The 21,021-nt window shown below is 55.8% G+C and carries 17 protein-coding genes, 1 tRNA gene and 4 pseudogenes; 18 read left to right on the forward strand and 4 right to left on the reverse strand.

Translation table 11 applies throughout. The annotated features are described in order from the left end of the window. The first annotated feature begins 254 nt into the window (after positions 1-254). Positions 255-698, forward strand: a complete 444-nt coding sequence (locus ACVWVQ_RS10255) for a 2TM domain-containing protein (RefSeq protein WP_011434035.1) — start codon at positions 255-257, stop codon at positions 696-698. 120 nt (positions 699-818) lie between these two features. After that, positions 819-889: transfer RNA gene (locus ACVWVQ_RS10260), tRNA-Gly, on the forward strand. A 51-nt stretch (positions 890-940) separates the two neighbouring features. On the opposite strand, the gene ACVWVQ_RS10265 is transcribed toward ACVWVQ_RS10260, so the two are convergent. Then, entirely contained in the window at positions 941-1,582 is a 642-nt protein-coding gene (locus ACVWVQ_RS10265; protein ID WP_457508311.1) for a hypothetical protein, read from the reverse strand. 234 nt (positions 1,583-1,816) lie between these two features. On the opposite strand from ACVWVQ_RS10265, the gene ACVWVQ_RS10270 reads away from it, so the two are divergent. The 6 genes and pseudogenes from ACVWVQ_RS10270 (at position 1,817) to ACVWVQ_RS10295 (ending at position 8,452) form a co-directional block, all read left to right on the forward strand. Next, positions 1,817-3,169: an ABC transporter substrate-binding protein gene (locus ACVWVQ_RS10270; protein ID WP_457508313.1), complete on the forward strand. Its 1,353-nt coding sequence runs from the start codon at positions 1,817-1,819 to the stop codon at positions 3,167-3,169. Positions 3,170-3,280: 111 nt separating this feature from the next. Beyond that, complete coding sequence (locus tag ACVWVQ_RS10275) at positions 3,281-4,483, forward strand: carbohydrate ABC transporter permease (protein WP_414329418.1); 1,203 nt, start codon at positions 3,281-3,283, stop codon at positions 4,481-4,483. 162 nt (positions 4,484-4,645) lie between these two features. Continuing rightward, positions 4,646-5,869, forward strand: a complete 1,224-nt coding sequence (locus ACVWVQ_RS10280; RefSeq protein WP_457508314.1) for an alpha/beta hydrolase family protein — start codon at positions 4,646-4,648, stop codon at positions 5,867-5,869. A gap of 429 nt (positions 5,870-6,298) precedes the next feature. Then, positions 6,299-6,472 (forward strand): annotated as a pseudogene (locus ACVWVQ_RS10285) (pentapeptide repeat-containing protein); the annotation flags it as partial. Positions 6,473-6,566: 94 nt separating this feature from the next. After that, positions 6,567-7,985 (forward strand): NADP-dependent phosphogluconate dehydrogenase, encoded by a 1,419-nt coding sequence (gene gndA / locus ACVWVQ_RS10290; RefSeq protein WP_457508316.1) that lies wholly within the window; start codon positions 6,567-6,569, stop codon positions 7,983-7,985. A gap of 77 nt (positions 7,986-8,062) precedes the next feature. Then, on the forward strand, positions 8,063-8,452 hold the full coding sequence (locus tag ACVWVQ_RS10295) for an allophanate hydrolase-related protein (RefSeq protein ID WP_099812288.1): 390 nt from the start codon (positions 8,063-8,065) through the stop codon (positions 8,450-8,452). Between the two features lie 38 nt (positions 8,453-8,490). Here the strand turns inward: ACVWVQ_RS10295 and ACVWVQ_RS10300 are convergent, their stop codons facing one another. Beyond that, the gene (locus ACVWVQ_RS10300) at positions 8,491-9,726 is read right to left on the reverse strand and encodes an amidohydrolase family protein (RefSeq protein WP_414357560.1); all 1,236 of its coding nucleotides are present in this window, start codon (positions 9,724-9,726) and stop codon (positions 8,491-8,493) included. Positions 9,727-10,001: 275 nt separating this feature from the next. Between ACVWVQ_RS10300 and ACVWVQ_RS10305 the strand changes: the two genes are divergently transcribed. The 10 genes and pseudogenes from ACVWVQ_RS10305 (at position 10,002) to rpsD (ending at position 18,902) form a co-directional block, all read left to right on the forward strand. Then, entirely contained in the window at positions 10,002-11,156 is a 1,155-nt protein-coding gene (locus tag ACVWVQ_RS10305) for a BMP family ABC transporter substrate-binding protein (RefSeq protein WP_414357561.1), read from the forward strand. Continuing rightward, complete coding sequence (locus tag ACVWVQ_RS10310) at positions 11,156-12,250, forward strand: ABC transporter permease (protein ID WP_414406450.1); 1,095 nt, start codon at positions 11,156-11,158, stop codon at positions 12,248-12,250. The genes ACVWVQ_RS10305 and ACVWVQ_RS10310 overlap by 1 nt, the downstream gene beginning before the upstream one ends. Before the next feature lie 68 nt (positions 12,251-12,318). Further along, positions 12,319-13,266, forward strand: a complete 948-nt coding sequence (locus ACVWVQ_RS10315; RefSeq protein WP_099812292.1) for an ABC transporter permease — start codon at positions 12,319-12,321, stop codon at positions 13,264-13,266. Positions 13,267-13,312: 46 nt separating this feature from the next. Beyond that, positions 13,313-13,954, forward strand: coding sequence for a restriction endonuclease subunit R (locus ACVWVQ_RS10320; RefSeq protein ID WP_414357564.1), 642 nt, complete (start codon positions 13,313-13,315; stop codon positions 13,952-13,954). A 33-nt stretch (positions 13,955-13,987) separates the two neighbouring features. Beyond that, positions 13,988-15,016, forward strand: a complete 1,029-nt coding sequence (locus ACVWVQ_RS10325) for a formamidase (protein ID WP_457508319.1) — start codon at positions 13,988-13,990, stop codon at positions 15,014-15,016. Positions 15,017-15,067: 51 nt separating this feature from the next. Further along, positions 15,068-15,334 (forward strand): annotated as a pseudogene (locus tag ACVWVQ_RS10330) (NADP-dependent phosphogluconate dehydrogenase); the annotation flags it as partial. A 310-nt stretch (positions 15,335-15,644) separates the two neighbouring features. Next, positions 15,645-16,376 (forward strand): annotated as a pseudogene (locus ACVWVQ_RS10335) (IS5 family transposase); the annotation flags it as partial. Positions 16,377-16,387: 11 nt separating this feature from the next. Then, positions 16,388-16,855, forward strand: a pseudogene (locus tag ACVWVQ_RS10340) (zinc ribbon domain-containing protein); the annotation flags it as partial. 122 nt (positions 16,856-16,977) lie between these two features. Beyond that, the gene (gmd, locus tag ACVWVQ_RS10345; protein WP_414357356.1) at positions 16,978-18,114 is read left to right on the forward strand and encodes a GDP-mannose 4,6-dehydratase; all 1,137 of its coding nucleotides are present in this window, start codon (positions 16,978-16,980) and stop codon (positions 18,112-18,114) included. A 176-nt stretch (positions 18,115-18,290) separates the two neighbouring features. Continuing rightward, positions 18,291-18,902 (forward strand): 30S ribosomal protein S4, encoded by a 612-nt coding sequence (gene rpsD / locus ACVWVQ_RS10350; RefSeq protein WP_011432724.1) that lies wholly within the window; start codon positions 18,291-18,293, stop codon positions 18,900-18,902. On the opposite strand, the gene ACVWVQ_RS10355 is transcribed toward rpsD, so the two are convergent. Next, entirely contained in the window at positions 18,899-19,066 is a 168-nt protein-coding gene (locus ACVWVQ_RS10355; RefSeq protein WP_414357357.1) for a hypothetical protein, read from the reverse strand. The two genes, rpsD and ACVWVQ_RS10355, sit on opposite strands and share 4 nt — an antisense overlap. Before the next feature lie 226 nt (positions 19,067-19,292). After that, complete coding sequence (locus ACVWVQ_RS10360; RefSeq protein ID WP_457508321.1) at positions 19,293-20,846, reverse strand: TolC family protein; 1,554 nt, start codon at positions 20,844-20,846, stop codon at positions 19,293-19,295. Positions 20,847-21,021 lie beyond the last annotated feature (175 nt).

Raw genomic sequence — 21,021 nt, forward strand, 5'->3', positions numbered from 1 at the left:
TCTGTTTCATGGGTTGTATTGTACACACATGAAAGCCGCCCTGTCGCGTCAGCGGGCCGTAGGCCTCAAGGGCGGGGCTTCAGACCCAGTTTTTTCGGTGACTGCGATTAGTGCGATTTGACATTCGAGTTGAGATTTGCCGGCTGGGATCCCGCAGCAGACGGCGCTTCATACGGCGCTTCATAAGGCCCAAGATCCGGCTAGCCTAGACTAGGGGATTATAAGGTTTACAAAGTTGAATATCAGCCAGCCAAATGTCGGGATCCCGGTACAGCCAAGAGGACGTGCAGCAGATCCTCCAGCGGGCCATTGCCCGCCAGCCACGCCTGGGCGAGTTCACCCGCTCCCAACTGCAGGAGATGGCTGCCGAACTGGGGATCTCCCCCCAAGAGCTGGACTTGGCCGAGCAGGAATGGAAGGCCTGGCAAGAGCTGAACAGCCAACACCGAGAATTTCAGCGCTACCGCCGTCGGCAGTTTTACCAACTGCTGGGCCGCTATGGAATTGTCAACAGCTTTTTGCTGGGCTTAGACTGGCTCTCCGGTGGAGGGCTATCTTGGTCGCTGTTTATCCTCATGGGGTGGGGCTTGACCGTTGCCCTCAAGGGCTGGAACGCCTACCAAACGGAGGGTGAACGCTACGAGAAAGAGTTTCGCCAATGGCAAAGGAAACGCCAGAAAGATCTCCAGAGCAAGTAAGCCCAGCCTACCGGAGAAGTCTGTCCCGCTGATGGAGATGGATTTTTCTCCAAACTCTGAGTGGGAAGGGGCACCGCCGAGAGATGCTACCATAGATATTCAGCATCGCTGAATGCCCGTGCGGGCGTAGTTTAATGGTAAAACCGCAGTCTTCCAAACTGCTGTTGTCGGTTCGATTCCGTCCGCCCGCTTCCTCCCACAAAATCCTAAGGGATCCCTTAAAGTGCCCTTCAGATTCTTCTTCACAGGTTGGGGCCGATCGTGGTGGTGCGGCGGATCGGTTGACCCTTTAGAGTCTTGCCTTCTACTGTTTTCACCCAGCCTTGTCCTGGCACAAATCGGTACTGCACATCGGTATCAGAGCCACCGAGCAGATCCCCTTGGGCATTGAAGACGCGAGTTTCCCGCTGCCAGTGTCCTGGCCCGGTCGGTGTGCTGCTCGACTCGGTGGTGTAGGTTTGGTCGCGGGCATTGCTGAATTGGCCGCTGCGCTGCCAGCCTTGCCCCGCTTGGCCCTCAGTAAGGCTTGAGCTGCTGCCTACCGTCTCGCCCTGGGCATTGTGCACCGTGGTGCTGCCCTGCCGTTGCCAGCCCTCATTCGTGCGGGTGGTGGTGTGCTGATGGTTCAGGTTCCAGGTCTGACCTTGTTGGGTAGTGACTTGGCCGGAATAGTCTCCTTCCACCCCCTGACCGGGAATGAATTGCCGGGATCCCTGGCCGGAATAGGTGCCACTACCCGATCTGCCACTTGGCCCGGTGCGAGTGTAGGTGCCGGAGTGAGTGAAGGTGCGCTCACCGCTCGGGGTCAGGGATCCAGCCGTTGGCGTGGTGGCTGTGCGAGTGCGTTGACGGGGGCGAGCCTGCGCAAAGGGAGCAAGCGCCATCAGGAGGGCAGTAACCAATAACAGGCAAAAGCTTGCGGTTTTCATTTTCATTCTCATTTTTCGAGACCCCTTGAGAAATTGCCAATCATGACCCAGGCTAGGTGCTCACCTCATCTGGCTCTGACTTCGGCCTGAGGGTTCACCTCCCGAGGGGATCCCGCCAGACATAACCTGCTCTTAATGTCGGTGCTGTAATCTCAGAGGTGCCTTTAGCGAATGCGACTGCATTTTTCTATGAATACCCGTCGTACTTTCCTGGCTGTTGCGGCTGGCCTGGTGGCTGCGTCTGCTGCTGCTCTTCTGGCTGCCGACAGCTTTGCTCAGTCTCCTGCCGAAGTCAAAGTTTGGATTGCCTTTACCGACAACCGCCTGGATTGGGCCCGCGAAAAAGCGGCAGAGTTCAACAAACAATTTCCTCAATACAAAGTTAAGGTCGAAGGCTACGGCAACTACGAAGAAATTCAGCAAGCCACCGACCTGGCCATTCAACAAAATGCTGCTCCTTCGGTGGTGCAGTGGTTTGAGGTGGGCACCCAGCGGGCACGGGATTTTGGTTACTTCAAGTCCATTGCCGATGCTCTGGGCAATCGCACCGAAGTGAACGGGATCCCGGTGAATTTCGACGATTTTATTGAGCCGGTGGTGAGCTACTACACCCTGGATGGCAAATTTACGTCCATGCCCTGGAACAGCTCCAGCCCCATTCTCTACTCCAACACGGCCATCTTGAAGAAGGCAGGGATCGAAAAGCCGCCGGCCACCTGGCAGGAGCTAGAGGCTGCCTGTCAGAAGATCATGGCGCTTCCCGATGCGCCGCAGGGCTGCGTCACTTGGCCCAACCACGGTTGGTTCTACGAGCAATGGATGGCCCAGCAAAATGCCCTCTTGGCCAACAACGACAATGGCCGTGCCGCCCGTGCCACCCAGGTCTTTTTGGACTCGGAGCCCTCAATTGCCATCGCCACCTGGTGGAAAGGGATGCATGACAAAGGCTACTACATCTACAGCGGCAAGCAGCGGGATTGGGCAGCCACAGAGCAGGCCATCCAGACCGGTACCGTCGCCATGGCCATCACCAGCAGCGCCGATGCCGCCAACATCACCAATGCCGCCAAGCAGAACAACATCGAGCTGGTCACCACCCGCATGCCCTACAACGCCGACAAGGGTTGGACAGGCAACTTGATCGGGGGAGCCAGCCTCTGGTTGGTGAAGGATCTGCCCAAAGAGGTGGAAGAGGGGGCGCTGACCTTCATGTTGTGGCTGAACAACACCGAAAATGCTGCCGAGTGGCACCAAGTGACCGGCTACTTGCCCATTCGGAAAAGCTCGGTAGCTTTACTGGAGTCGAAGGGCTGGTTCAAGGAAAACCCCAACTTCTTCACCGCCAGCGACCAAATTAATAATTCCAAAGTGACCCCTGCCACCCGTGGGGCGCTGCTGGGGGCCTTCCCTGAGATTCGCAACGTGGTAACCCAAACCATGGAGGATCTCATGGTGAAGGGCGGGGATCCAGCCCAGGCTATGGCCAAGGCCAACCAGGAGGCCAACCGCCTTCTAGCCGAGTACAACTCCCTCTACCAGTAACCTGGATGTCGATGGGCTGACGGTGTCATTGAGGGATGGGGGTGGGCGGCAGCCTGCCCCTTTTTGGGTTTTGACGAGGCTCTTGTGAAGAGCAAAGCCGAGGTGAGAGGCATGTTGGGATTCGTCCAAGTGTTGGTGCCGCTGTTGGCAGGGTTGCTGGGATCCCTCTGGATGGGGCTCCGTTTTCGACGCATCGAGTGGCCTGTGCCGGTGGGGGCAGTGCTGGGGGGCCTAGCAGGAGGGCTGGGATCCCTGATTTTTATGGCGCCCCTGGATTTTTGCACTTTTGAGCCGGAGCGCAAGGCCATCGACATGGCCTTTGGCGTGGGGCTGGTGCTGGCGGGCATGGCCATTCCCCTCTGGCCGCTGTTGGCGTGGACGCAGAAGGAGCAGGAGCGCCGCCTGGGGATCCCCGGCCCAGCTGTTCAGGAGAGGGGCATCTTTAAGCAGTGGTGGCTGGCGTGGCTGCTCTTGTTGCCCACCTTCACGATCTTGGTGGTGTTTCTCTACTACCCAGGGCTGGATACCTTCCGCCTTTCCACCCTGCTCACGTTTGTGGGGGCGCCGCGCAGCCGCTTCGTCTGTGTGGATAACTTTACCGCTTTGCTGACGGATTCCACCTATCTGCGCAGCCTGGGGATTACCTTTGCCATTTCGGCGGCCATTGTGGTGCTGGGGTTGAGCGGATCCCTGTTGATTGCCACGCTGGCCTATCAGCCGATTCGAGGGGCGGCGATTTATCGGGTGTTGCTGATCTGGCCCTACGCCATCTCTCCAGCGGTGGCCGGGATCATCTTCTTTATCATGTTCAACCCCTTGGGAGGGGTGGCCAACCATTTGCTGGGCCTGGTGGGGATCCCCCGTTTAAACTGGCTCAGCGATCCCAACTTGGCCCCCTGGGTGGTGATCTTTGCTAGCGTTTGGAAGCAGATGGGCTACAACATTTTGTTTTACCTTGCCGGCCTGCAAAACCTGCCCAAGGATTTGCTGGAAGCGGCTGCCATCGACGGGGCCGGGGCAGTGCGTCGCTTTTTTGCCATCACCCTACCGCTGCTTTCTCCCATCACCTTCTTTTTGGTGATTACCAACATGACCTATGCGTTTTTCGATATCTTTGGCACCATTGACTTGCTGACTGCTGGGGGCCCTTCCGGATCCACCTCGGTGTTGATCTACGAGATCTACAAAATCGGAGTGTCTTCAGGCAATTTGGGTAGGGCTGCCGCGCAATCCATCGTCCTGTTTCTCATTGTGGTGGGGCTGACGATCCTGCAATTTCGCACCACCGAGCGGAATGTAACCTACGGCGGATGAGGGCTGTCTCTGCTGCAACGCAATGATCCCAGTTCTCAGTGGGCAAGGGGAAAATCGGCTAATACAGGCTTACACCTAGCCTCACTCCACCACCTTCGCCATTCAAGGGCAGCACAATCCGTTAGTCCGCGAAAGATTCTTCCAATTCAAGGATAAACAGTTATGAATAAAGAGAAACTATGGCAGCGAAGCAAACAGCGAATCCGGTTTCGGAATGACGATATGGATTTCTATTTTGCCTGGATTCTTGCTCACCAAAACGAAGGTGGTTCGGCACTTGGCGAGTGCTTCTACACTGCTTCCCAAATTAAAGATGGTGATCCCGAAAGCTGGTACAAGGCCTGGTCAGAAATGGCCCGTCGCGTCGAATCGCAGGCGACACAGGCACTGGCAAACGGGCATCGGGTTAGTGCACGTGAAGCCTACCTGCGCGCCTTTACCTATCATCAGATGGCAGCCATCTTCGTTCGCCCGCAAGATCAACGACTGCGAGAGGGATGGCAAAAAGCACAATGGTGTTTTCGGCAAGCAGCCGCTCAATGCAAGCCGCCTATCGAACCGATCCAGATCCCGTTCGCGGGCAAAGTTCTGCCGGGTTACTTTCTGTGCGGGCATAATGAGAATCGGAAAGCACCAACGTTGATCATGATAGGCGGTGGCGAAACATGCGCAGAAGAACTCTACTTCTGGATAGGCCCGGCAGGAATACGCCGGAAGTATCACATCCTCCTGGTAGACTTGCCCGGTCAGGGAAGAACCCCCTTCGATGGTTTATTTTTCCGAACCAATACTGAAGTGCCGATCAAAACCGTCGTCGATTATACACTTACTCGACCAGAGGTCGACGCTGAACGGTTGGCTTTGTTTGGAATCAGTGGTGGGGGCTACATGGTATCACGCGCTCTTCCATTTGAGAAACGTATCAAAGCCTGCATAGCCAGTGCTCCCATCATAGATATTTACCAACTTGTCATGGCCGAAATTCCGTCGGTACTCCTCAAAACTCCCGGTTTTTTCAGGAACACCCTTACCAGGCTGGCAGGTCTTAGAAACCCCCTGCCCGGTATTGCATTAGAGAAGTTCTGCTGGCAAGCCGGAGTAAGCACAATTTCTGAAGCGTTAGAAATGGCGCGACAAGCACGAGTTGAAAGGATAGAAGAGATTACATGTCCGGTATTGTGTATGGTTGGCGAAGGAGAGTCAGAAGCACAAATGATGCAGGCTCGCGAGTTTTACAACGCTCTCCGATGCCCTAAAGCCTTTCGCGTCTTCGTTGCCGCCGACGGTGCAGATGCTCACTGCCAGATCAATAATCTGGGCCTGATGCAGCAAGTAGTCTTTGATTGGCTGGATGAGGTTTTTGGGTATCGGGCAGAGAATCTCTAAGAGCCTATCCGAAACATCCTGGTGTGGAAGATGAAGGTCAGCGAATCTCGTCTCTTCCCCGTGCGGTGATTGGAACGAAGCGATGCTGGGGGTAACGACGACCGAATAACCAACGTGGTGCCCATTGCCCCCAACGGTGATCACTGATCAAGACTATGCATGGGTGGCTTGACGACGCAACGCACCCATATCTGCCGATAGCGGAGGGGCGGTTCGCGCACTGCCCTCCCCGATGATACGACGAGCACGGGATGCATCGATGGACAATGGGGGTTGTTGATCATGCGCCCATCCCATTCACCACTCGTCGGGGTGCACCCGTCGGGGCACGACGGTGCCGTGCCTCGACTCCATCGGCTTGCATCCGGTGATGGATTTCATCCGTCGTGACGTGACGACGAGGTATTCGGATAGGCTCTCAGAAGGGCCAAGCTCACGGGAGCCATTGCCGCACGGGCGGTTTGGCAAGGAGCGCAGATTGCCGGCGCCGATTTCAGCGAAGCCTATGTGGATCGGGCGGCAAAGCGGCAGTTGTGTGAGCGAGCTGAGGGATCCCACCCGATAACCGGCGTAACCACCCGTGAGAGTTTGGGCTGCCCTTGAATCAGGGCCGGCAAAGGTGAAGAAAACAGGATCCCTGAGCCCCGTCGGTCAGATTGGCCTCTAGATTGGGTGAGGTGTCGATAGTGCCCCAACCATGAGCAAGCCCAGCTTTGCGGTGATTGGCCTAGCGGTGATGGGGGAAAACCTGGCCCTCAACGTCGAGCGCAATGGCTTCCCGGTTGCCGTCTACAACCGCACCAGCTCCAAAACCGACCAGTTCATGCGGGAGCGAGCCCAAGGCAAACGGATCACCCCCGCCTACAGCCTGCCGGAATTGGTGCAACTGATGGAGCGGCCCCGCAAATTCTTGATCATGGTCAAGGCGGGTGCGCCGGTAGACGCGGTGATTGACGAGCTTAAACCCCTGCTGGATCCGGGGGATATCATCATCGACGGCGGCAACTCCCTCTACACCGACACCGATCGCCGTGCCGAAGCCCTAGCTCCCACCGGGATCCACTTTGTCGGCATGGGGGTGAGCGGCGGGGAAGAGGGCGCCCTGAACGGCCCCAGCCTCATGCCCGGCTGTAGCCCAGAGGCCTACCAACAACTGGAGCCCATCTTGGCCAAAATTGCCGCTCAAGTGCCAGACGGCCCCTGTGTCACCTACCTGGGGCCCAAAGGGGGCGGGCACTACGTGAAGATGGTACACAACGGCATCGAATACGGCGATATGCAGCTGATCGCCGAGGTCTACGACCTAATGCGCAGGGCTTTGAAGCTGTCGGCCTCGCAGATGCAGGAGATTTTTCAGGCTTGGAATGAAACAGAGCTGGAATCTTTCCTAATTGAAATTACCGCCAAGATTTTCCAAACCCTGGATCCGGAAACCGGCAAGCCGTTGGTGGATCTCATTCTGGATAAGGCTGGGCAAAAAGGCACCGGTTTGTGGACAGTCAAGGACGCTCTAGATCTGGGGGTACCAGTGCCCACCATTGAAGCGGCGGTGCAAGCTCGCATCCTCTCGTCGATGAAAGAGGAACGGGTGGCTGCCTCTGCCCAGTTGAAGGGGCCCGACGCCACTTTTGCAGGGGATCCCGACTGCTTTATCCAAGATCTGCGCGCCGCCCTCTACTGCTCCAAAATCTGCTCCTATGCGCAGGGGATGGCCCTGCTCAAAAGAGCCACTGTTGCCCACGGCTACGTCTACACCTTCAGCGAGATTCCGCGGATTTGGAAAGGGGGCTGTATCATCCGCGCCCGCTTCCTCGGTGAGATCCAATCGGCCTACAAACGGGATCCAGAGCTGGTGAACCTGCTCTTGGATGAGGAGTTCGAGCAGGCCATTCAGGAACGGCAGGGATCCTGGCGGCGGGTGGTGGCCACAGCGGCGGCCTTGGGGATCCCGATCCCGGCCATCAGCGCTTCCTTGGCCTACTACGACAGCTACCGTACCGCCAACCTGCCCCAGAACCTCACCCAAGCCCAGCGGGACTTCTTCGGGGCCCACACCTTTGAGCGCATCGACAGGCCGGGCGTCTTTCACCATGAGTGGAGCACCTGTTCCCGTTAGCAACGGGTAGCATGAGGAGGTCTTGGGATCCCTCTCTGGCCGGGGATCCGGAGGCGGGAGAATCTGTTTGATTTGATATGGACATTAAATTGGCCGTGAATGGCACCCTGATGCGGGGGCTACCCCTCAATGAGAACCTACTGCAAATTGGGGGTCGCTTTGTGCGGGAAGCCCAAACAGCCGCTTGTTATCGGCTTTGGTCCATCGACGGTCTTTATCCAGGCATGGTACGGGTTTGCCAGGGCGGTTCTGCAATTGCTCTGGAGATTTGGGAAATCCCTGCCCATGGGTTGGGTCAACTCCTTTTGCAAGAGCCGCCAGGCTTGTCAGTGGGCCGCATTCTTTTGGCAGAAGGGGAGGAAGTGCTGGGGATCCTAGCCGAACCCTACCTGTGTGAGGGGCAATTGGACATCACCGCTTGGGGGGGGTGGCGAGCCTACATCGCTTCCAGAAATAGACAGGAATAATCGCATTTCACCAGCTTTTCCCAGTCGCAGCTTCGACATCAGTTGACCCGCTGGGGATCCCGCCACAGTACCTGGCCCTGCCGCATCGTCAGCACCACATCTGCCGGGGTAACCCGAGTGAGAATCGACGCAATTAGATGACGACTGGCCCGCAAATGAGGACGGGTGAAGTCCAGCACCACCAAATCGGCGGGCAGCCCCACATCCAAATAGCCGTACACATCGGATCCCAGTAGAGGCCGTAAATGTCGGATGTTGCTGGTCACCATCTTCAAAATCTCGACTGGATCAGGGCGCACCGCATCTCCAAACTGGCTTTTGGCCACTTTGTAGGTGAAATCCAGCTCTGCCAAAAGGTTCGGGCTATTCAAAAGTCCGTTGTCGGTGCCTAGCAAGAGATTGGCCTCACTCTCCAGCAGGCGGGCAATCGGCGGGAGAGGCAGTCCCAAGTTGGCATTGGCCCGTGGGTTCAAAACGACATTCACCCGATGCCGGGAGAGCAATTGAATTTCCGCTGCGTTGGCCACCGTTGCGTGAATCACCCAATGGGGACGGTAAAAATCAAGAGCACGCTCCAAATCTCCCCGTCCGGCGATGGCCAGACTGACCTCTCGATACCCCTCATTTTCCAGACAGTGGATGGCCCGCAGCTTGCCTATTTTCTCGGTCAGGTCGTGGATCTGCCGCCAGGCGGGTTCCGTCAAATCGTTCAGGGTGCTCTCGGAAAATCCATCTGCTACTGCCAGAATCTCTTGCAATTCTTGATAGGCTTGGGGGTTTAAGGGATCCCGATTTTGCCGCAATTGCTCCTCACTGAAAGGGAGGCTCTCAAACTGGCCCAAGATCACTGAGTGGATCCCGGTTTGGGCTGCAGCTTCCCGCAACAGTTGGCAGCCGTAGACCCCCTGCTCGCGAAAATCGATGTGTCGGATGGTGCCCGTTGCCGCCATGTAGCGCAGGTGAGCGGCGATGTGTTCCAGGTGCTGTTGCGGCGACTGTTTGGCTAACTCTCGATATTTGTAGCCGTCAGGTCGGAAGAACCCCTCTTCCAAAGTCAGGCCTGTCGCCCCATCCGGCAGACAGCTATCCCCCATGTGGGTGTGGCTGTTGGTGAAAGCCGGCAAAATCACCCAGGATCTCTGTTCCAACCCAACAATGGGATCCCCCAGTTCCATGCAGGTAACGGTGTCTTGTTCTACCCCGAAGCGGGAGCAGCGATGGGGAACCAGATCCGGGCCGGCCAGAACAACACCCTCTTGCCATTGAAAACCCATAAAACCCACTCGCAAAACTCATCAGACTTGAGAATGTTATCAGTGCCAAAAACGGGCTAACCGAACTTTGGGTGAGCGGGAAGGACTTTTGCCAGCATAAAGTGAAGCATCAAAACTTTGAATCGAGAAAACTGTAATTTAGACTACCAAAACTTCTCGATAGAGGCTATTAAATCCAGTAGTTGCTGCCAGGGGTTCAGCAGAGGTTCAGAACCTCACCGAGTCTGCTGGGTCTCGTCTTTCCAGAAAGCTTATTCACGAATAGGATTCTCAACATGAGCCGGCCATTGTTTCGTCATCTGTACACTCGTAGGCAGCTCCTTCGCTCTGGTGCTGCCGCCGCTGCCATCACCTTGACCTCACAGTTGTGGCGTGCCCAGGCCCAGAACAAGAAAGAGATCACTATCGGCTTTATTTACGTTGGCCCCAAAGATGACTTTGGCTGGAACCAGGCCCATGCAGAGGGAAAAGTTGGCTTGTCCAGCCTAACTTGGGTGAAAACCGTTGAAGAAGAAAATGTGCCGGAAACGGTGGCCGTGGAAGAAACCATGCGGGCCATGATCGAGCAAGATGGGGCAACGGTACTCTTTCCCACTTCTTTTGGCTACTACGATCCCCATATCTTGCGGGTAGCCAAGGAATATTCAGAGGTACAATTCTTTCACGCCGGTGGACTTTACATTGAGGGAGTGCATCCGAAAAACGTCGGTAGCTACTTCGGCTACTTGGATGAAGGCCACTACATCAACGGGGTGCTGGCCGGTTCCATGACCAAAAGCAACCGCCTTGGGTTTATCGCCGCCAAACCCATTCCCATTGTGTTGCGCAACATCAACAGCTTTACCTTAGGAGCCAAGAGTGTCAACCCCAACATCACTACTCAGGTGATCTTTACGGGAGATTGGGCTCTACCTGTCAAAGAGGCAGAAGCTGCCAACAGCATGGCCGACCAAGGCATCGATGTGCTCACCTGCCATGTGGACAGTCCCAAAATCGTTATCGAAACAGCAGAGCGGCGAGGTCTGATGAGCTGTGGTCACAACACCAGCCAAGCGGCGCTGGCTCCCAAGGGCTATTTGACGGGCGCTGAATACGACTGGACAAGCGTCTATACCCAGTTTGCCGAAGCCATCCAGGCGGGCAAAACCCTGATGAACGGTGGGATCCCCCACCTCATTCGGGGGGGTATCAAAGAGAAATTCATTAAAACTTCCCCCTGGGGATCGGCAGCCAGCGATGAGGCCAAAAAAGCTGGAGAAGCGGCCCTTGCCCAGTTGCAAGCTGGCTCGTTGGTCATTTACAAAGGCCCTCTCAAAGACAATACCGGCAAAGAGGTGATCCCTGCCGGAGTGGAATACGGCCAGCGGGCAATCGAGCTGGAATCCATGGACTACCTGGTGGAAGGCGTGATCGGGAGTATCTCTAGCTGATGGCTACCACCTCTTCTGCTGTTTCCCGCTCGGTTCCGCTGCGGTGGCGCTCCAGCCTTGAGCCGATCCTACTGCCCTTTGGGGCTTTGTTGGCCTCGCTGTTGATCTTCGGCTTGTTTTGTGCCATGGCCGGCGCAAATCCCTTCGCCGTCTATGGCTCCATCTACAGAGCTGCCTTCGGCAGTTGGTTCTCTTGGCAAAATACTCTGCAACGGGCGGCTCCCCTGATGCTCACCTCCCTGTGTACCATCCTGCCGGCCCGCATGGGGCTGGTGATCATCGGCAATGAAGGAGCTCTGGTGATGGGGGGGGTGGCAGCTGTGGCGATGGGGCTGTGGGCGGGATCCCTGGCTCCACCCGTGGTCGTTTTCCTGATGGCCTTGGCGGGCATGGTGGCCGGTGGCCTGTGGATCATGGTGGTGGGGGCACTGCGCCACTACCGGGGTGTGAATGAAACCATCAGCAGCCTGTTGATGAACTACATTGCCATTGCCCTGATGAACCATTGGGTGGGGGGGCCGCTGCGGGATCCCAGTTTCTTGAGCAAGCCCTCCAGCTTTGCCGTTGACGAGGCCAACATGTTGGGTCGGCTATGGGGCACCCGCATCCACTTCGGCTTGGTCTATGGCATCGTTGCCTGCCTGGTTGCCTATGTGTTGATTCAACGCACCACGTTGGGTTTTTCGGTGCGCATAATAGGGGGTAACCCAAAGGTGGCCCGAATGGTGGGGATTGCTGTCGGTAAACTCACACTGTTAATCACCTTTCTGGCCGGCTCCTGTGCCGGCTTGGCGGGCATGGTAGAAGTGGCTGCCGTACACGGGCGGGCCAATGAGTCCTTGACTGTGGGCTATGGCTACAGCGGCGTTCTGGTGGCCTTTGTCGCTCGACAAAACCCAGCCGCAGCAGTGGCGATGGCTATCCTCCTGGGAGGGATCCTGGCCAGCGGCAGCATTTTGCAGCGCTCCCACAATTTGCCGGATGCTACTGTGTTGGTGTTTCAGGGCATTGTCTTTTTGCTGATTCTCTACAGCGAATCCCTCTACGGGCGCTTCGACTTTTTTCGGGATCGAGAACCCTCAGAACCAGCCTAGATAACTGGCCCCCGAAGTAGCAATGATTTGGTCAAGTAACCAATTCAGTGGTCAGGAGAAAAACTCAGATGGAAACAGAAGCCCTAGGATGGTGGGGGATCCCCTTGGCGGTGATCGCCGGAACCTTGCGGGGAAGTGCGCCTTTTTTGTTCGTCAGCTTGGGGGAGTGTCTGACGGAAAAAAGCGGCAAAATCAACCTCGGCCTAGAGGGATCCCTGTTGATGGGGGCAATGAGCGCCTACGCCATCTCCTTCCTCACCCAAAACACGGCAGGCAGTGTGGTCGCGCCTTGGTTAGGGGTATTGGTGGCCGGGTTTGCCGGTTTAGCCTTGGGAGGGATCCACGCCTTTTTGGCCCAACAACCTCGGGTTAACGATGTTGCGGTGGGCATTGCTATGATCATCTTTGGCAGTGGAATGGCCTTTTACCTGGGCAAACCCTTCATTCAGCCCGCAGCCCCCCGGCTACCTGCCTTTGAGTTGGGAAATTGGAGCAGCAGTCCTGCCATTCAAGCTGCCCTAAAACTGAGCCCACTTCTGCTGTTGGGGATCCTCCTGGCCTTTGTCATGCACTGGTTCTTTCGCTCCACTCGTTGGGGCCTATTCGTGCGGGCTGTGGGCGACAACCCCGATGCAGCACGGGCCATGGGGATCTCGGTGCCCAAGGTAAGGGCTCTGTGCATCATGGCAGGCAGCTTCTTGGCAGCCGTGGGAGGAGCTTACCTGTCCCTATACTACCCCGGCAGTTGGACAGAACGCATTTCCAGCGGACAAGGCTTGATGGCCGTGGCCCTGGTGATCTTTGCCAAGTGGAACCCGTTGCAGTGTTTATTGGCTGCTTTTTTGTTCGGCGGAGCTCAGGCGATTGGGCCAGCCTTGCAGTCGGTGGGTGTGCAGTCCAACTACTACCTGTGGAATGCCGCTCCCTACGTGCTGACCTTGGGGATCATGATCCTGACCAGTTCTCCGCGGCGAACCCTGGCAGGCATGCCTGGGGCCTTGGGCACCGGGAAGTAGCCGACTGGCTATAGTCGAAGTGAACCCGATTTAGGGATCCCTGGTTATGACCGCTGTACAAACCCGACCTGCCAATACCCTGACTCTGAGAGAGGTTCACGAGCTCTTAGGGCTGTGTCGGGGAGATTCTTTAGAGTTCGAGGAAAAACTGGACTTACCCCCTTTGACTGAACGGGAGATTGAGGAGCTGACCCAACTCCAGGAATTGTATTTTAGCTATCTGGCCGATGACACTCTGAATGAAGGGCAAGTCAAATTTCTGTTTGTTTCTCCACTTCTCAAACTGGCAGGCTTTCTATCGAGCGACATCAAAATTAATCTAGAAGAAAATATTGCCGATATTATCGTTGAGGAGGAAGAAGGCCAAGTTGCCATCAAAGGTCGTGTAGACTTACTCGCCATTAGAAGAGGAGCAAGAGAGAGCTTTTGGATCCTCGTGATAGAAACCAAGGGAGGAACAGTAGCTACAAGCCTGGCCATCGCCCAATTATTGACCTATGCTTACAAAGGAATAAAAAATCAAGAATTTGTTTGGGGATTAGCTACAAATGGAGAAGACTACCAATTTATCTTGTTACAGCAAGGTTCACCCATTACCTACCATTATCTACCTAAGCTGGGATTGCTAGATAGCAAATCGATACATCGGCTTTTACAAGTTCTTAAATCCATTCGACTAACTCTCTAACCCATTCCATCTTCATCAGCAAAGGATTTGATCATGAGTGGACTCGGTGGCCTGAATAAAACTCCCAACGGTGTTGTATTGGGACTGGTGCAACTGCAGCTACCCAATGTGGTTACTCCCGATGATCTGGCGGCGCAAACCCAAAAGATAGTCACTATGGTGGGGAAGGCTCGCCCCAGCATGCCCAGCATGGATTTGGTGGTCTTTCCGGAGTACTCTCTGCACGGCCTGTCGATGGACACTAATCCGGAGATCATGTGCCGACTGGATGGACCAGAGGTAGCTGCCTTCAGTGCCGCCTGCCGAGAGAACGATATTTGGGGCTGCTTCTCAATCATGGAATACAACCCGCAGGGTAATCCCTATAACAGCGGCATTATTCTCGACAATCGAGGGAACCTACAACTGTACTATCGCAAGCTGCATCCTTGGGTTCCCGTCGAACCTTGGGAGCCGGGAAATTTAGGGATCCCTGTCTGTGATGGCCCGAATGGCTCAAAGATTGCCCTGATCATTTGTCATGATGGCATGTTTCCAGAAATGGCCCGCGAGTGTGCCTACAAAGGGGCCGAGATTATGTTGCGCACTGCCGGATATACTGCCCCCATTCGCCACAGTTGGCAAATTACCAATCAGGCCAATGCCTTTTGCAATTTGATGGTGACGGCCTCGGTGTGTATGTGTGGGTCGGATGGCACGTTTGATTCTATGGGGGAGGGCATGATCTGCAACTTTGATGGCACCCCCCTGGTCATGGGATCCCATCGCCCTGATGAAATCATTACTGGCGAAGTGCGCCCAGATTTGGTGCGGGAAGCTCGCATCCATTGGGGTGTGGAAAACAACATTTATCAATTCGGACACCGTGGCTATGTGGCCGTCAAAGGCGGAGCCCAAGATTGCCCCTACACCTACATGCAGGATTTGGTGAATGGGGCCTATCGCCTGCCCTGGGAAGAGAAAGTGATCCACAAAGATGGCAGCGCCTGTGGATTTCCTCCTGCCACCCGCCTTTACCAGGAATCCTCCCTCACCGAGGCAGCTTATACTGGCTCTACTTGAAGATTTCGTCGATACTAGAGACACTACACCCGCGTAGACTGGGCAGATGAGGAGTTTAAGCAGGCCCTCCAGGAACGGCAGGGATCCTGGCGGCGGGTGGTGTCCACAGCGGCTGCCTTGGGAATCCCGTTCGCGTCAGTGGTGCGGAGCACTTTCCCGGCCATCAGCGCTTCCTTGGCCTACTACGACAGCTACCGTACCGCCAACCTGCCCCAGAACCTCACCCAAGCCCAGCGGGACTTCTTCGGGGCCCACACCTTTGAGCGCATCGACAGGCCGGGCGTCTTTCACCATGAGTGGAATGCCAGTTCGCGTTAGCAATGCCTAGCATGAGGTGTTCTCCAATCGCCTTCCACTCAGGAGAAGAATGGATGGCGAGCAGCCCAGCTCCGGCCAAAACAAGCCTCTAGACCTGTAGGCGAAAGGACTCCGCTCCACTAGCGCATTTGCCGAAGCCTCATGTGGCGATATAGTTGTTTCAGTTTAGGCTGAGACAGACGGGCTACTGAGAAAAACCTTCTGGCCTTCTGTATTCAAGGTTCTGGTTGTGGGTTCAATGTCCTAGGTCGTGTTGATCTTATGTTGAGATAGAGAGAATAATTTATGGAGGAAAGAGGATGAAGTTGGTTTTTTAGATGAAAACAAATGGCAGAAGATATTGGCTTTTTTACAGACAGAAGAGAGAGTTAACATTGGGAAAGAAGCAAACTGCAAACAGTTTATTGAAGCAGTTCTTTGGATAGCCCGTTCCGGTGCTCCTTGGCGCTACCTCCCAGAAGGATATGGCAAATGGTACACCATCTATCAAAGATTCCACCGGTGGAGTCGTTTTGGAGTGTGGGAACGGATGTTCAAGTATTTTATTGACGACCCTGATTTAGAGCATCTCATTATTGATTCAACCATGGTTCGAGCGCACTCCTGTGCTGCCGGAAAAAAGGGGAGCAAGCTTTGGGGAGAAGCCGAGGCGGATACAGCACCAAGATTCATGTGAGTGTAGATGGGTTGGGAAATCCGCTGGAATTGAGGATAACTGGCGGAGAAAGGAACGATATTACTCAAGGGGAAGAATTGATAGAGGGCTGGCAGAGAGAGGATACCAAAGTAATTGGGGATAAAGGATATGATGCCGATAAGTTGATTGAGAAGATAGGGGAAGCTCAAGCGGTTATTCCGCCTAAAAGGAATAGAAAGACGCAGCGGTATTATGACAAGCATTTATATAAAGAAAGGCATTTAACCGAATGCTTTTTTTCATAAGTTGAAGCAGTACCGGCATCTATTTTCTCGTTTTGACAAGTTGGCAAGAAACTTCTTGAGTTTTCTCTATCTCGTCAGTGCTCTCTTTTGGCTCAAATAAAAGATCAACACAACCTAGTGGACGAGTGCCATCGCAAGGTAGCAGCGTTCCTGACCGATCACTACCGCTTGATATTTCTGCCCACCTTCGAGTCGGCCCAGATGGTTGCCAAGGCGGGAAGAAAGTTTGGTAGCAAGACGGCTAGGGCGATGCTGACCTGGGCGCACTATCGGTTCAAGCAGTTCCTGAAGTTCCAAGCCAGGAAGAAGAACGTGGTGGTGGATGTGTCAGAGGCGTACACCAGCAAGACCTGTACGAGGTGTGGGCATATCCACACCCAGTTAGGGGGTGCGAAGGTGTTTGTCTGTCCCGAATGCAACCACAAGCTACCACGGGATTGGCAAGGCGCTCTGGGGGTATTCCTCAGGGCTTTGCGGGATACCGCCATTCTGTTCAGTACTGAGCAGGATGCTATCGCTGCTTCTCTGGGCAGCAATGTGTGGCTACGCCACGCAAGCGAACAGGAAAGTTCAGCGTAAATGTATCAGTCCTGCTGCACTATAATGTTCTCGCTTCAAGGTCTCCGCTTTGAGGTTTGCCATTGGACTTGAGCCTTGAGCCACTTGGTTCTTCATTTTTCCCGATCTTTGCCCCCAACTCTATGACCCAACGTGCCCTAATTACCGGCATCACCGGACAGGATGGCTCTTACCTGGCCGAGCTGTTGTTGCAGAAAAACTACGAAGTTCACGGCATCATCCGCCGCGCCAGCACCTTCAACACCGACCGCATCGACCACATCTACGTGGATGCCCATGACCCCCAGGCTAGGCTATTCCTTCACTACGGGGATCTCACGGATGGCACCACCCTGCGCAGGATCCTGGAACAGGTGCAGCCGACGGAAGTGTACAACCTGGGGGCCCAATCCCACGTGCGGGTGAGCTTTGATGCGCCGGAATACACTGTTGATGCAGTGGCCATGGGTACCCTGCGTCTCCTAGAGGCCATCCGCGACTATCAGCAGCGCACCGGGATCCGGGTGAAGTTTTACCAGGCAGGCTCCTCGGAGATGTTCGGCCTGGTGCAGGAGATCCCGCAAAAGGAGACCACCCCCTTCTACCCGCGCAGCCCCTATGCCTGTGCCAAGGTGTACGGCTACTGGCAGACGGTCAACTACCGCGAAGCCTACAACCTCTTCGCCTGCAACGGTATCTTGTTTAACCACGAAAGCCCACGGCGAGGGGAAACCTTTGTAACCCGCAAGATCACCCGCGCCGTCAGCCGCATCGTTGCCGGCAAGCAAAGCAAGCTGTACCTGGGCAACCTGGATGCCAAGCGGGACTGGGGCTACGCCAAAGACTACGTCGAGGGGATGTGGATGATGCTCCAACAACCCCAGCCGGATGACTATGTGCTGGCTACTGGGGAAACCCACACCGTGCGTGAGTTTGTGGAACGGGCCTTCGCGCTGGTGGGCCTGCCGATTACCTGGAAAGGCTCCGGCCAAGCCGAACAGGGGCTGTACAAAGACCAAGTGTTGATCGAGATCGACCCCCGCTACTACCGCCCAACCGAGGTGGATCTGCTGTTGGGGGATGCTTCAAAAGCCAAGCGAGTCCTGGGGTGGGAACCCAAAGTAAGCTTCCCGCAATTGGTGGAGCTGATGGTGCTGGCCGACTTGGAAGCCATCGGCCTGGATCCGGATCCCATCTTGGGGGAACGGCGCACCCTCAACGGCCTGCTCAGCGAAGATCGCGCCTTCATCCGCACCCAAATGGGGGTTCACTACGACTGACAAGACAGTTAGAACGGTGGAGACGGGATCCCAAAAGACAGCCTTGCCCCCTTGCCCAAAGTAGGGATCAAACGCTTAATATAGTAGATCGCCGATTCTTTTGGTGGTTTGTACTCTTGCTCCCTAGCTGACCATCTCTTGCAGAGTTTGTTTGCTGATTTTGGAGAAATGCCCGCATGTCCCGCTACACAGGTCCCCGCCTAAAAATCATTCGTCGCTTCGGGGGACTTGATCTGCCCGGTTTGACGCGCAAGCGCCCCAAAAATACCAATCCACCCGGTATGCACGGGGCCGAGCGCAAGAAAAAATCCGAATATGCCATTCGCCTGGAAGAAAAGCAGAAGGTGCGCTTCAACTACGGGCTGAGCGAGCGGCAGATGATCCGCTACATGCGCAAGGCACGGCGCTCCAAGGGATCCACCGGTTTGGCCTTGCTGCAAATGCTGGAAATGCGGTTGGATTGCATCGTATTTCGTCTTGGCATGGCTCCAACCATTCCGGCAGCTCGGCAGCTCGTGAGCCACGGCCACATAGAGGTTAACGGCCAAAAGGTAACCATTCCCAGCTATGGCTGCAAAGTGGGGGATGTGATTACGGTAAAAAACAAGGAATCTTCCCGCAAGCTGGTGGCCGCCTACGCGGAGTATCCGGGATTGTTCTTGCCAGACTACCTGGAGTTTGACAAAGAAAAGCTGCGCGGACGCATCAAGGAATTGCCCCCCCGCGAGCAAATTTGCGCCCCGGTCAACGAGCTTTTGGTGGTCGAGTTCTATTCCCGCAAGCTCTAGGGATCCCCTTTTGTGGCCATTACAAATTGCAGGGGGGGCGGTTTGACGTTCTCCCCACACCCGAAGGCAGGGGATTTTTCACGGTTTGCTTTTTCATAGTCTTCACAGAGTTCCCCCTCTTTCTTGCTCGCGTTGGCAATGCGCAGCGCTGGGGTCATAGTCATTTCGATTCAAACCAGGACACTGCACCCACAACTAAAATGTCGGTCGCGTCAGCGTTGCGGAGCAATAATGCAGAGGGCCAGAAGGTTTCTCTCAATAGCCTGGCTGTCTCAGCCTAACCTGAAGCAACTATACTTCCAGCTTGGAATAGAACTGTTTCGTCGCGGTATCCATAGCACCCCTCTCCTTTTGGAAGAAGGGCTGGGAGTGAGGGAGAAAGGCTCAAGGTCAAAGGCTGCCAATGGCCCGTTTCAGTTGCACCAAGGCGCGATTGTAGGCGATTACAGCATTGGAAAGGTTGCCACGGGCAGTGGTGAGAGCAGCTTCAGCATTGATCACCTCGGTTTGGGTGCCCACCCCTGCTTGCAAACGCAGCCGGGCCAAGCGCAGGCTCTCTTCTGCCGAGGCAATTGCCACTTTGGCCGAGTCGATCTGTTCACGGCTGGAGCTGAGGGTCAGAAAGGCTTCTTCCACCCCCCGCTGGATTTCGTTGCGGGTGCCGACGAAATCGCTCACGGCCACCTGCCCGTCGATCTGAGCTTGGCGGGCTTGGGCAGCCGCTTCTCCCCCATCGAACCAAGTCAAGCTGAAATTGGCTCCGACCGAATAGCCAACATCAAAGCTATCGCGGCTGGCGTTGAAATCGTTAACGGCATCGAGGCTGGCGAATAAGCCAATTCGGGGGCCATTGCGGGCCTGTGCTAGGCGCACACGGCTTTGGGCCTGCTCCAATTCTCGGCGTCGGCGCTCCAATTCCTGTCGTTGGGCAAAGGCAGCAATGATGGTCTCTTCCAGGCTGAGATCCCACTCTCCCATCGGCTCGATGCGGTCGCTGGCCAACACGTCGGTGGGGCTGGGAAAATTCAGCAGTTCGGCCAGGCGGCGGCGATTCAGTTGCTGGGTGTTCTGGGCCACCAGCAAGGTTTGTCGATTGTTGGCCAATTCCGTCTCTGCCTGGAGAATCTCAAAGCGGGTACCCAGCCCGGCCCGTTCTCGAGCTTGAGCATCCCGCAGAGTAGCTTCAGAGCTTTCAACGGCAGCTTGGCTGATGGCGACCCTGGCGTCCGCGCTTTGCAGATCGTAGTAGGCGTTGGCCACAGCTTGTTTGACCGTCTGCAGCGTTTGCTCCAGTTGCAGTTGGGCGATGCGCAGAGCTTCCTGGGCCAGCTTCAGGTTTTGCTCCCTGAGGCCACTGTCAAAAGCGGTATACTCCACCCGCACCACACTGGCCGAGAGGGTGTGGGATTCGCGCCTTGGCCCACCACCAGGAGAGGGAGCCTCACTGTACTGGTAGTTGGCACGGCTGGAGAGGGTGGGAGCAAAGGCAGCTTGAGCCAGGGCTACCCCGGCCTCGGCCCGCTCGACGGCCAGTCTGGCCTGCTGCACAGCCGGGTTCTGGGCAACGGCGATCTCCAGAGCTTCTTCCAAAGACAGGCCCTCCCTGCGCTCAATGCGCACCTGCAAGGGGGATTGGGGCACCACCAATTCTTCAGCCTTGGAAGCCCCCTGCAAAGCCAGGTCAGCCGCAGGGGTAGGGTCAGCAGGGTTGGAGGGAATCGATAGGGTGGGGGGGGGTGGGGGGGTGAGGATTTCGCGGCTGTTGGGCAGAGCAAAGGCAGCAGAGCTGGGAGATTCCGGCTGAGCAAGAACAGGGACAACCCAGAGCAGGCTCAACAGTAGGCCACAGGGGGCAGAACAGGCAAGGTTCAACTGGGATCCCGCCGAGCCCGTCTGCTGTTGAGGAAGTTGAAGCGGATCCCTGGCTCCATTTTGCATCGCCATCGTGCTGTCATTCTCAACATCACCCCTAGCAGTATCGCAAAAGAAAGGACAAAGATAAGACGGTTTTCCGCAGGCTCGCTGGCTGCCCTGTTCGGGCCAGTGGAAGCGAGTCCTCGCATTTGCCCCTGCAACGATGAGGCCGACCTGCGTCTGCCAGGAGCTCCGAGCACGGGCG

This window comes from Thermostichus sp. MS-CIW-36 (assembly GCF_054059035.1).

Bases quoted from the DNA above. Each gene is read 5' to 3' on its own strand.
- ACVWVQ_RS10255 (WP_011434035.1), top strand. From the start codon at position 255: ATGTCGGGATCCCGGTACAGCCAAGAGGACGTGCAGCAGATCCTCCAG.
- ACVWVQ_RS10265 (WP_457508311.1), bottom strand. From the start codon at position 1,582: ATGGCGCTTGCTCCCTTTGCGCAGGCTCGCCCCCGTCAACGCACTCGC.
- ACVWVQ_RS10270 (WP_457508313.1), top strand. From the start codon at position 1,817: ATGAATACCCGTCGTACTTTCCTGGCTGTTGCGGCTGGCCTGGTGGCT.
- ACVWVQ_RS10275 (WP_414329418.1), top strand. From the start codon at position 3,281: ATGTTGGGATTCGTCCAAGTGTTGGTGCCGCTGTTGGCAGGGTTGCTG.
- ACVWVQ_RS10280 (WP_457508314.1), top strand. From the start codon at position 4,646: ATGAATAAAGAGAAACTATGGCAGCGAAGCAAACAGCGAATCCGGTTT.
- gndA (WP_457508316.1), top strand. From the start codon at position 6,567: ATGAGCAAGCCCAGCTTTGCGGTGATTGGCCTAGCGGTGATGGGGGAA.
- ACVWVQ_RS10295 (WP_099812288.1), top strand. From the start codon at position 8,063: ATGGACATTAAATTGGCCGTGAATGGCACCCTGATGCGGGGGCTACCC.
- ACVWVQ_RS10300 (WP_414357560.1), bottom strand. From the start codon at position 9,726: ATGGGTTTTCAATGGCAAGAGGGTGTTGTTCTGGCCGGCCCGGATCTG.
- ACVWVQ_RS10305 (WP_414357561.1), top strand. From the start codon at position 10,002: ATGAGCCGGCCATTGTTTCGTCATCTGTACACTCGTAGGCAGCTCCTT.
- ACVWVQ_RS10310 (WP_414406450.1), top strand. From the start codon at position 11,156: ATGGCTACCACCTCTTCTGCTGTTTCCCGCTCGGTTCCGCTGCGGTGG.
- ACVWVQ_RS10315 (WP_099812292.1), top strand. From the start codon at position 12,319: ATGGAAACAGAAGCCCTAGGATGGTGGGGGATCCCCTTGGCGGTGATC.
- ACVWVQ_RS10320 (WP_414357564.1), top strand. From the start codon at position 13,313: ATGACCGCTGTACAAACCCGACCTGCCAATACCCTGACTCTGAGAGAG.
- ACVWVQ_RS10325 (WP_457508319.1), top strand. From the start codon at position 13,988: ATGAGTGGACTCGGTGGCCTGAATAAAACTCCCAACGGTGTTGTATTG.
- gmd (WP_414357356.1), top strand. From the start codon at position 16,978: ATGACCCAACGTGCCCTAATTACCGGCATCACCGGACAGGATGGCTCT.
- rpsD (WP_011432724.1), top strand. From the start codon at position 18,291: ATGTCCCGCTACACAGGTCCCCGCCTAAAAATCATTCGTCGCTTCGGG.
- ACVWVQ_RS10355 (WP_414357357.1), bottom strand. From the start codon at position 19,066: ATGACTATGACCCCAGCGCTGCGCATTGCCAACGCGAGCAAGAAAGAG.
- ACVWVQ_RS10360 (WP_457508321.1), bottom strand. From the start codon at position 20,846: ATGGCGATGCAAAATGGAGCCAGGGATCCGCTTCAACTTCCTCAACAG.